Raw genomic sequence first — 12,337 nt, 5'->3', positions numbered from 1 at the left:
TATTTCTGCAAAATAAGGCCCCACACGCTCTGCATCAGCGTATTAATCGTGACCTGCTGCTGCTTTGCAATCCGGTGTATGGCTTCGCTCCACGTTGGGTCCAGATCTACCGTTATTTTTTCAGAAACATATTCGCTGGTTTCACTTGCTGTAGTGGATACCGTATTAGCCGCTTGGTTTTTCGATGAAGCATCCGATCCAGGTAACAACGTCTGCTGTTCAAAGCCCGCCAAATAGCTGCTCCAGTACTCTTTTGCCGCACGTTCATCCTGACGCTCTAGCCATTCGATATATTGGCTATACGGTGTGATAGGAGCAAGCTCCGGCTGCTTCTGCTCCAGCAGCGCAAAGTACGTACTAAACACTTCACCCGTAACGAGCGATAAGCACCAGCCATCCATGACAATATGATGGAAGCTCCATACCAAATGATACGTTTCTTCATGGGTCTGTAATACCTGTACGCGCATGAGTGCATCGGTACCGAGATTAAAGCCCCTAGCTTGGTCCTCCAGCTTAAACGCCTGGATATACGCCTGTTGCTCCGCTTCCTGCATTTCCCGTATATCCTGGAAGGAAAGGTCGCTATCTTTGTGACGGAATACGATCTGCAATGGCTCCTGACTGTGTCCTGTCTCAAACATATGGAAATTCGTCCGCAGCGCTTCATGACGCTGTGTCAGTACATCCAGACTCTTGCGGAAAATTGCAACATCAAAGCTGCCCTTTTGATCAAACGACGCTTGCTGGAAGTAGGCGCCTGACTCCGGCTCCATCAGATTATGGAACAGCATCCCCTTCTGCATAGGCGAAAGAGCATACACATTTTCCAGCTCGCCTACAGAAGAAGTTTGCTCCGTCAACTGTTCCAGTTGTTCCAGTGACAAGCCTTTGAACAATACATCGCTTGGTGTTAGCTCACTCCGCTCTTTGGAGGCACAATGAGCGATCACTTCCTGCAAGCTTTCCTGCAGCAACTGCGCAAAGTTTTCTACATTTTGCTGATGATATACCTTACTGTCATAGCGAATGTCCAGTGTCAGCGCGCCCGCTGTAATCATTCCGTTCACATTCAGCGGATGCTCCAGAACGGTATGGTCACTCATCGGCTCTCCACCTGGATGTGAAGACAGCGTGATATCCCCATTTTCCAAGTCCTGATCAAATTGTCCCAAATAGTTAAAGCTAATTTCAGGCTGCAGGGTCCAGGAAGGATGGGCATCATGCTGAGACATATATTTCAAAATGCCGTAGCCAATACCCTTATGCGGCACATGACGCAGGTCTTCCTTCACCCGCTTGATTCGCTGCCCGACTTCTGCCTTTCCGTCCACATCCAGCAGCACCGGATACTGACTCGTAAACCAGCCCACGGTACGGGTGATGTCGATATCTGGAACAATGGCTTCCCGGCCATGTCCCTCCAGATTGACCAGCACGCGCTCCTGTCCGCTCCAGTTATATACCGCTGTGCCGAGTGCGGTTAACAGCAGATCATTGACCTCGGTGTGGTACGCACGGTGTGCTTCCTGAAGCAGCAGTCGTGTTTCCTGTTCGCTCCAAGCCACGGTCACCGTCGCAGTGTCTCTGATTAGAGAATGTTGTCCCTCCGCTCTCTCTTGATCCTTAGGCAACGATGCGACTTCCATTTGAGCGAGATGCTGCCAATATTCACGTTCATTTTCGATCGCCGGACTATTCGCATATTGAGACAAGCGCTCTGCCCAAGCGGAGTAAGCGTCCGTTTTATAAGGCAGGCGAATCGCTTCTCCTCGAACGGCCTGCTCATATCCCGTGGCAAAATCCTCAAACACAATCCGCCACGAAATCCCGTCTATGACCAAATGGTGAATGGCAATCAGTAAATGATCTCCATCCATGCAGCGGAAAAGTCCCAGCTTCACCAACGGTCCTTCGTCCAGACGAATGGAACTTTGGATGGCATTGGCTTTCGTTTCAATCGCCATCACCACATCTGCCGCGTCTTCGACGCCCATCAGATCTACAACATCCAGACTGTACAGCTGGCCTTCGTTCAGACCGCGATTCCACGCTTCATAGCCCTGTTCGGTCTGACGGAAGATCATACGTAGCGCATCATGATGCTCCGTTACCTTGGCCACCGTTTGATGCAATGCGGCTTCATCGAAGCCTTGCGCCCTATACAGCATCACCGACTGGTTGAAATAATGTGGCTCTGCTGAGGATTGTCCAAAGAACCATTGCTGAATCGGGGTCAATCTAACTGCCCCCGAAACCACCCGCTGATCGGCTGTGCGGCTGACCTTGTGAACATGACCGCTCAGCAGCGAGATGGAAGGATATTGGAACAAATCCTTCATGTCCAGCTTGTAGCCCGCTTGCAGCAAACGGGAGGATACCTGGATCGCTTTGATCGAATCGCCGCCCAGATCAAAGAAATTATCCAAAATCCCGACTCTCTTCGTTCCTAATACAGCCTGCCAAATGGACACTAACGTCTGCTCCAGCGCTGTGCGCGGCTCTACATAATCCGCTCCGCTTTGCAGGCTGCCTTCTGGTGCCGGCAGGGCCTTGCGGTCGATTTTACCGTTCGGTGTCAGCGGCATCTGCTCCAGCTGGATGAAATACGAAGGCACCATGTAGTTTGGAAGCTCCTCGCCCAGTAAGCTGCGCAGCTGACCAGCGCTTACTTCCCGTTCAGCGACATAGTACGCCGCCAGTTGGTTTTGTCCCTGCTCGTCCGCCTGAGCCAGTACGATGACCTCTTGTACATCCTCCACTTTCAAAATTTGTGCCTCGACCTCACCCAGCTCGATCCGGTAGCCCCGGATTTTCACCTGATGGTCGATCCGGCCCAAATATTCGATGTTGCCGTCCGGCATCCATCTCGCCAAGTCACCCGTACGGTACATCCGTTCGTAGCCTGCTTCGCCAGCCGCAAACGGGTTCGATACAAATTTCTCAGCCGTCAGCTCTGGACGATCCAGATAACCCCGAGCCAGACCCGGACCGGACACGCATAGCTCACCCGCGACACCTACCGGAGCCAAATGTCCATGCACATCCATCATGTATACCCGATGATTCGGTACAGGGCGTCCGATAGAAATGAGTTGTCCTGCCCTTTCATCCTCGGATACCGGCCAGATGGATGTCGCCACCGAGTTTTCGGTTGGACCATAGCCGTTGTAGTACGCCACTTGATCCTTCCACTTGTATACCAGCTCGGTTGAAGATGCTGAACCCGCCGTGAACAGAATACGCAGGTTTGGCATCCGTTCTGGCTCCAGATACACCGCATAGGTCGGCGGCAAAGCGGCCACGGTGATCTGATGATCCGCCATATATTGCTCAAACCGCTCGTAGTTCAAAATCGTCTCTGACGTTGGTACATACAGTGTGGCTCCGCAGAACAGTGCCTGGAAGATTTCCCAGCAAGCCGCATCGAACGAATAGCTGGCGAACAGCAACGCATGATCCGACGTACGGATCTTGAGTGTCTGATCAAAATACGTTTTCAGATTGCACAGCCCGTGATGCTCCAGCATCACGCCCTTCGGCTGCCCCGTGGTCCCTGACGTATAAATCACATAGGCTAGATCGTTCGGACCGGACCACGGCTCCAGATTGGAACCATCCTCGTGGTACACCGTTTGCTCCCCATCCAGCACCAGCACATGCCCGTTGATAGCGGCTTTGTCTACCAGATGACTTTGTGTCAACAGTAGCTTTGCACCTGAGTCGTCCAGCATGTAGCGGATACGCTCCTCTGGATAGGTCGGATCGATGGGGACATATGCACCCCCGGCTTTTAAAATCCCGAAGATGCCCACGATCATGTCTACCGAACGCTCGGTCATCAGACCCACCAAACGATCTTTCGTCACGCCTTGACTACGCAAGGTACGAGCCAAACGATTGGCGCGTGCATTCAGTTCACGATAGGTCAACTGCTCTCCTTCAAAGAACAATGCTGTCTGCTCCGGCGTCCGCGCGGTTTGCGCCTCGAACAAGCCGTGAATCGTTTGCTCGCTTGGATATGCTGCCGCTGTATTTCCCCAAGCCTCAACGATTTGCTCACGCTCCTGCGCGGTTACCATATCCAGCTCATGCACCCGAATGTCTGGCTTCGCTACCACCTGCTCCAGCAGTTGCACCAGATGACCTCGAATTTGCTCTACACTTTCCCGTTCAAAGGCCAGCGCATTATACCCAAAGCTCATATGAATGGTGTTCCCCGGCAATACCACCAGGTTAAAGTCATAGTTGGTCTGCTCGACAGATTCGGCTCCGGTGATACTGAAGCTGGACTCATTACCGTTGCCTAATTGCTCCAATTGTTCCTCTACCGGATAGTTCTCAAAAATAAGAATATGATTGATCAAATCCTGCTTAAGCTCCGATAGCCCCTGAATTTCATACAACGGATACGTATCATAGGCATGGGAAGCAATCGATTGCTCTTGGGTTTGCTTCATCACGTCTGAGAATAAGCTGTCCACTTGACTGCGGATACGCACAGGAATGGTATTGATAAACAGACCAATGATGTGCTCCACATTCGGAATGTCTGCCGGACGTCCAGATACCACGCTGCCAAACACCACATCATCTGTGCCATTATATTTTTGCAGCAACAGGCCCCAAACGGTCTGCATCAACGTATTGATCGTTACCTGATAACGCTTGGCTATGCGCTGAATACCTGCCGTTAGATCCGCGCCCAAGTCAAAATCCAGACGCTCCGCCTGATATTCCGTTTTGCCCTGGATTTTAGCCTGTGGCAGGCGGGACTGTTCCTCATATCCTTCCAGAACCTTGCTCCAGTAACCTGATGCGGCCTGACGATCCTGCTGTTCCAGCCATTCAATATATTGACTGTACGGCGTTACAGGGGCCAGTTCAGGTTGCTTATGAGTCAGTATTGCAAAATAACTCGCAAACACTTCGCCTGTCACCAGCGACAAGCACCAGCCGTCCATCACGATATGGTGGAAGCTCCATACAAAACGGTACGCATCCTCACCTGTGCGCAAAACAGCCACACGCATCAAAGCATCTTGCGCCAGATCAAAGCCTCTTTGCTTGTCTTTGCGCGTATATTCGAGGATGTACTCGTTTTGCCGCTCTTGCTCCATATCCCGCAAATCCTCTACATACAGTTCGCTGCGCTTATTCCGATACACAACCTGAAGTGGTTCATCTTTCCAGCCGCTGTAGAAGTTCGTGCGTAGTACCGTATGCCGCTGCACCAATACATCCAAACTTGCCGCAAATGCAGCGATATTAAAATGTCCCTGTAGATCAAAAGATGCCTGCTCAAAATATGCTCCTGATTGTGAGTCCATCAGATTGTAAAAGAGCATGCCCTTTTGCATCGGCGTCAGTGCGTATACATTTTCCAGCTCACCTATATGTCCAGCCTGCGCTGCCATGTGCTCCAGTTCTCCAGTCGTCAGACCCTGGAAGGACACATCACTTGGAGTCAGTTCCGGATGCTCCCGAGCGACACAATGCGTAATCACCTCTTGCAAAGCGGATTGTAGCAGTCCTGCCACACGTTCCAGCGTTTCTTGGCGATACTGCTTACGGCTGTAAGCGATCGTCAAGCGCAGCGTGCCTTCCGAGATCATTGCATTCAAATCCAGCGTATATTGCAGCGGTGAATGGGCATCCTCTGTCTCCCCTGCGCTATAGGATGACCATGTGATTCCACTGTTTTGCACATCCTGATCGACCTGCCCCAAGTAGTTAAAGCTGATTTCCGGTTCTGCTCCAATCGCCTGCGCTTCATCCGATGCAGACGCAGGAGATAAGTAGCGCCATGTGCCATAGGTCAGCCCTTTATGCGGAATGCGGCGCAGACCTTCCTTCGTTTCTTTAATCCGCTGGGCCAGCGTCAGGTTGACATCTGTGTCCAGCAGCACCGGATACAAGCTCGTAAACCAGCCTACTGTACGTGTAATATCCACCTCTGACAGAATTGCTTCCCGGCCATGTCCCTCCAGATTCACCAGCACCTGTCCGGCGCCTGTCCAGTTGTGCATCGCCAATCCTAACGCGGTCAACAGCAAATCATTGACCTCGGTGTTATAAGCGCGATGGGCCTGCTTTAGCAGTTGCTCCGTTTCAGCCTCGGTCCACTCCACCGTCAGCACTTCGCTGTCTGCATTCAAGGAACCCTCGTAGGCGAAATCCTTAGGTAGCGGTGCCGCTTTCGCTTTGGCCTGTTCCAGCTGCTGCCAGTAGGCTTCATCCGATGCAGCCTCTGGACGGTTGGCGTAAGACGACAACTCCCGTGCCCATGTTTGGAAGGAATCGGTTTTAAAGGGCAATCGTACAGGCTCGCCCTTGATCGCCTGTTCGTAGCCAGTAGAGAAATCTTCAAACAGAATCCGCCACGATACCCCATCTATCACCAAATGGTGAATGGCTATGAGCAAATGATCGCCCTCGGCTGTGCGGAACAATCCCAGCTTGACCAGAGGTCCTTCGGACAGGTGAATGCTGCTTTGAATTTCATTTGCCTTCGCTTCCAGCGCTTCCGCATAGGTTTCCTGTTTACGGTAATCCATCGTTTCCAGCGTATACAACGCGCCTTCATCTACACTACGTGTCCAAGCCATATAACCAGAGGAATTCTGATGGAAAACCGTACGAAGCGCATCATGATGCTTCACGATGTGATCCATCACCTGACGAACCGCTATCTCATTAAAGCCCTCGGCACGATAGAGCATAACTGCCTGATTAAAGTGCTGCGGACGCTCGCGCTCCTGCGCAAAGAACCAATGCTGGATCGGAAGCAAAGCGGTTTCCCCGCTCACTTCTCCTTGATCTGCCATACGACTGACCTCATACATATGCGGTGCCAGTGCTTCCACCGTTGGATACTGGAACAAATCCTTCATGTCCAGCTTATAGCCAGCCTGGAACGCACGGGATGCGATTTGGATCGCCTTGATCGAATCGCCGCCCAGATCGAAGAAATTGTCCAAGATACCCACAGTCTGTAGTCCCAGTACCGACTGCCAGACCGCTACTAGAGCGCGTTCTTGAGCAGTACGCGGCTCTGCATAATCCGTTCCGGTTTGTAGGCTGCCTTCTGGTGCTGGTAGAGCCTTGCGGTCAATTTTTCCATTTGGACTCAGCGGCAACTGCTCCAGCTGTACAAAGTACGACGGTACCATGTAGCTTGGCAGCTCCCGGCCCAGCTCACTTCTCAGCTCACTGGCGCCAAGCTCTTGTCCGGCGACATAGTACGCCACCATTTGTTTTTGTCCCGTCTCATCCGCACGCGCCGTGACCACGGCTTCGCGTACCGATTCCACTTGGAGCAGCTGCGATTCGACCTCGCCCAGCTCAATCCGGTACCCCCGGATTTTCACCTGATGGTCGATCCGGCCCAGATATTCAATGTTCCCGTCCGGCATCCATCTCGCCAAATCGCCTGTGCGGTACATCCGTTCATAGCCTGCTTCCCCGCCTGCAAACGGGTCTTTCACAAATTTCTCGGCCATCAGCTCTGGACGGTTCAGATAGCCTCGGGCTACGCCGACACCGCCGATGCACAGTTCTCCTGCAACCCCGATCGGCTGCAATTGCTCCGTACCTTCCTTCACGATGTACAGACGAATGTTTTGAATCGGTTTCCCGATTGGAATGACCGAATAGGTTTCATTAGGCTCGCAATCGAAGTACGATACGTCCACCGTCGCTTCGGTTGGTCCGTAGAGATTGACCAGCTTCGCTCCAGCCAGGCTCGACACCAGCCGCTGGAATCGCGCCACATGCTGTGGCGGCAACGCTTCGCCGCTGGCAAAGACATGGCGCAGCGTGCCCAGCTTCGCTTGCATCACTTCCTGTGGCTGCTGCTCCACATATTCTAGGAACGCATGCAGCATGGCGGGAACAAAGTGCATTGTGCTCACGCCATCGCGGGCAATCGTGTCGACGATGTCTTCCGGGTTCTTTTCCCCGCCCACGGGCAGCAAGCTCACCTTCGAGCCGACCAGCGACCACCAGAACAGCTCCCACACCGACACGTCGAACGTGAAGGCGGTCTTTTGCAGGATCGTATCTTCTGCACTCAAGCCGTATCGATCATGCATCCACAAAATCCGGTTCAGCACGGAATGGTGCTCCACCATCACGCCCTTCGGTTTCCCGGTGGAGCCGGAGGTGTAGATGACATAGGCTACATGGTGTGGCCCAGCCAGTGGCTCCAGATTCGAATCGTCTTCGTGGTAAATGTCTTGGCCATCCTGCTCATGACGATCCAGCACCAACACCTGGCCGTCAAAACTCAGTGACGCTTGCTCCGCCAAATGCGATTGCGTCAGTACCAGCTTCGCACCCGAATCCTCCAGCATAAAGCGGATACGATCCGCCGGATATTCTGGATCGATGGGTACATAAGCTCCGCCTGACTTGAGGATCGCATAAATGCCTACGATCATGTCCAGCGAACGTTGAACCAAAATGCCCACGGGCTGATCCGGTTCAACACCTGCGGCACGCAGTGTTCGAGCCAAACGGTTCGCGCGCTCATTCAACTCCGCGTAGGTCAACGATTCCGCTCCGCACAACACTGCCACCTGATCCGGTGTTTTCGCTGCCTGCTGCTCGAACAGTGCACTTAGCGTTTGATCCTGCGGATAGGCTGCCGCCGTATCCCCCCAGACCTGAACGAGCTGTGCCTGTTCTTCCGGTGTTACCAATTCCAGCTCATTCACTCGGATATTCGGATTGTCCACAATTTGTCCGATGACATGGTCGATATGGCCCCGGATACGCTGCATGGCAGACCGGCTATACACGAGCGCATTGTATTCAAGCAGGATAGAGATATCCTCATCAGGCACGACAATCAGGTTAAAATCGTAGTTGGTTTGCTCGGCAAGTGCCACATTGGCAATCGAGAAGCCTGTTTGTGCCTTTGTCTCGCCGGAACCGCCCATCTGCTTCATCTGTTGCCCGATCGGGTAGTTTTCAAAGACCATGATGTGATGAATCAGGTCTTGTTTTTGTTCAGTTAGTGCCTGGATATCGTATAGCGGGAACGTATCATAGACACTGGAGGCCAAAGACTGTTCCTGGGTGCGCTGCAATACTTCAGCAAATGTAGCATCCGGTGCACTGCAAATGCGTACTGGAATCGTGTTGATAAACAATCCGATCATGTTCTCCACGCCTGGAAGGTCTGCCGGACGACCGGATACCACACCACCAAACACAACATCCTGATTATTATTGTATTGCTGTAAAATAACACCCCACACACTTTGCAGCAATGTGTTAATCGTGACATGTTGTTGCTTGGCCATTTGGTTTAATGCCGCAGTCCGTTCTTTACCCAACCTAAAGGGCAGCTTTTCCGAAACATAGCCGGCATTTGAACTTTCATCGCTTCCGTCTGATTCTTCATCCCGTGCGACGACAGAAGCTTGTGCGTTCTCACCAGGCAACAAGGTTTGCTGCTCAAAACCTGCCAAATAGTCACTCCAATAACGGGTTGCTTCCTGCGCATCCTGTTGTTCCAGCCATTCGATATAATCACTATACGGCTTGACAGGTGCGAGCTCTGGCTGTTTGTGCTCCAGCAAGGAAACATATGCCCCAAACACTTCGTCCGTCATCAGGGACAGGCACCAGCCGTCCATCACAATATGATGGAAGCTCCATACAAAACGGTAGGAGCGATCACCCGTGCGGAAGACGGCTACGCGCATGAGCGCATCCTTGCTTAGATCAAAGCCTCGAGCTTTATCCTGGGCCACAAATTCAGCTACAGCGTGTTCGCGCCCTCTGACATCCTCATAACGGAAGCTCGGATTTTTATGACGATAGACAATCTGCAACGGTTGACCATACCAGCCGCTGTAGAAATTCGTCCGTAATATAGCATGCCGGCTAACCAGCAGCTTCAGACTTTCCTCGAATAGGGATGGTTCAAAGTGGCCCTCTAGATCAAAGGTTGCCTGCTCAAAATACACGCCTGTTTCTGCATTCATCAAACTATGGAACAGCATCCCCTTTTGCATAGGGGTCAACGGGTACACATTTTCCAATTCCCCAACCGTCTTGGTCTGCTCCTTAATCGTATCTAATTGCTCCATTGTCAGACCTTTAAACAGCACATCACTTGGAGTCAATTCGGTCCGCTCCCGTGTGACACAATGCTCGATCATTTCAAGCAAATTGGATTTCAGCAGATTGGCTAGCATGTGGACGGTGTCCTTACGGAAGGCTTTGCCGTTATACCGAATGTCGAGTTCCAGAATGCCGTTCGTTACGATCCCGCTCACATCGAGCGCATATTTCATCTTCGTCCGGTCACTAGCGATCGATCCAATTGAGTAAGGAGACCTATTCATACCGCTGTTTTGTAAGTCCTGATCCAGCTGTCCGAGATAGTTAAAGCTTACTTGTGGCTCGGCAAAAGCTTGATATTGACCTAGGCTCAGCACACCTGCTTGCTGACCAACCGCTTGACCGGTTTCACTCAAATATCTCCAAATTCCGTAGCCCATTCCTTTATTCGGAATAAGGCGCAGGCTCTCTTTGACCTGTTTGATGCGTTCCGACCAAGCGTGATTGCGACCGATGTCCAGCAATACCGGATATGGACTCGTAAACCAGCCTACCGTACGAGAAATGTCCGTATCCGGCAAAATGTTCTCACGCCCGTGTCCCTCTAAACTAATCAGGCTGCGTTCATGACCCGTCCACGTGTACAGCATCATGCCCAGTGCCGTCAGAAGCAGATCGTTCACTTCCGTGTTATATGCGCGGTGTGCTTGCTTCAATAATTTTGATGTCTCTTCCTCCGTAAGCTGGACGACCACTGCATCGGTGTCAGCCAAGGTAAAGGGCTCAGCCTGCGCTTGATCCTCAGGCAAACGTACTTGGTCAGACAAAGCCGCTGCGTTCCATTGCTCCCAGTAGGCGTGTTCACTTTCCATGGCTGTGCTATTCGCATAGGTGGAAAGTTTTTGTGACCAGGAACGGAATGAATCCGTTTTGTCCGGCAGCTGAAGCACTTCCTGATGAACAGCCTGTTCATAGGCAGTAGCCAAATCCTCAAACAAAATGCGCCAGGATACCCCATCCACCACCAAATGGTGAATCGCCATCAGGAGATGGTCCCCATCTGCACAGTGGAACAAACCCACCTTTAACAGCGGTCCTTCTTGCAGCTGGATACTGCTTTGAATTTCATTGGCTTTCGCCTCAATTGCCGCGCTGAGTATGGCTTTATCCGTCAAATCCCTAAAGTCCAGCACGTCCAGATGATACAACTCGCCTTCCTGTATTCCGCGGTTCCATGCTTTATAGCCTTGCTCGGTTTTGCTGAACACCATCCGCAGAGCATCATGGTGCTCTGCTAGTTTGCCAAGTGCCTGACGCAGAGCAGCTTCGTCAAAGCCCTGCTCCCGGTGCAGCATAACGGCCTGATTAAAGTGATGCGCATCCACTTGGGCTTGCGCAAAGAACCCATGCTGGATCGGAAGCAACGCCGTTTCTCCGCTCACTTCTCCCTGATCTGCCATACGACTGACCTCGTGCATATGCGGTGCCAGGGTTGCGACGATGGGATAGCGGAACAAATCCTTCATGTCCAGCTTGTAGCCTGCCTGGAACGCACGGGACACGATTTGAATCGCCTTGATCGAATCGCCGCCCAGGTCAAAGAAATTGTCTAAAATACCAACGATTGGCACGCCCAGGACGGACTGCCATATCGCTACGAGTGTTCGTTCTGTTACAGTGCGTGGCGCTGCATAATCCGCTCCGCTTTGCAAACCGCCTTCTGGTGCTGGCAGGGACTTGCGGTCGATTTTACCATTCGGTGTCAGCGGCATCTGCTCCAACCAGATGAAATACGACGGCATCATATAGCTTGGCAGCTCTTGTCCCAGCTCCTGTCTCAGCTCACCCGCTCCCAGCTCTTGACTCGCCACGTAGTACGCCACGAGCTGTGTTTGGCCCGTTTCGTCCGTACGTGCCATGATGACCGCTTCTTGTACCGACTCCACCTGCAGCAGCTGCGATTCGATCTCGCCCAGTTCGATCCGGTAACCTCTGATTTTCACCTGATGGTCCATCCGACCCAAATATTCAATGTTGCCGTCCGGCATCCATCTTGCCAAATCGCCTGTACGATACATCCGCTCATGGTCTGACTTGTCATCAGCAAACGGATTTTTCACAAATTTCTCGGCCGTCAGTTCTTCACGTTTCCAATACCCACGGGCCAATCCTTCCCCTGCAATACATAACTCACCCGGTACGCCGACGGGCTGCAATTCCCCATTCGTATTCATGATATAGATTTGGGTATTCGCAATAGGAC

At 52.2% G+C, this 12,337-nt stretch carries 1 protein-coding gene; it reads right to left on the bottom strand.

Annotated elements, in window-relative coordinates; translation table 11 throughout:
- The coding region (locus tag WA407_RS25955; RefSeq protein WP_336078714.1) for an amino acid adenylation domain-containing protein at positions 1–12,337 on the bottom strand (12,337 nt) is incomplete at both ends.

Origin of the sequence: Paenibacillus sp. 203 (assembly GCF_037027525.1) — a bacterium.
Lineage (GTDB): Bacteria > Bacillota > Bacilli > Paenibacillales > Paenibacillaceae > Paenibacillus > Paenibacillus polymyxa_B.
The sequence above is the reverse complement of the archived record's forward strand: the minus strand, read 5'-3'. Positions and strand labels throughout refer to the sequence as shown.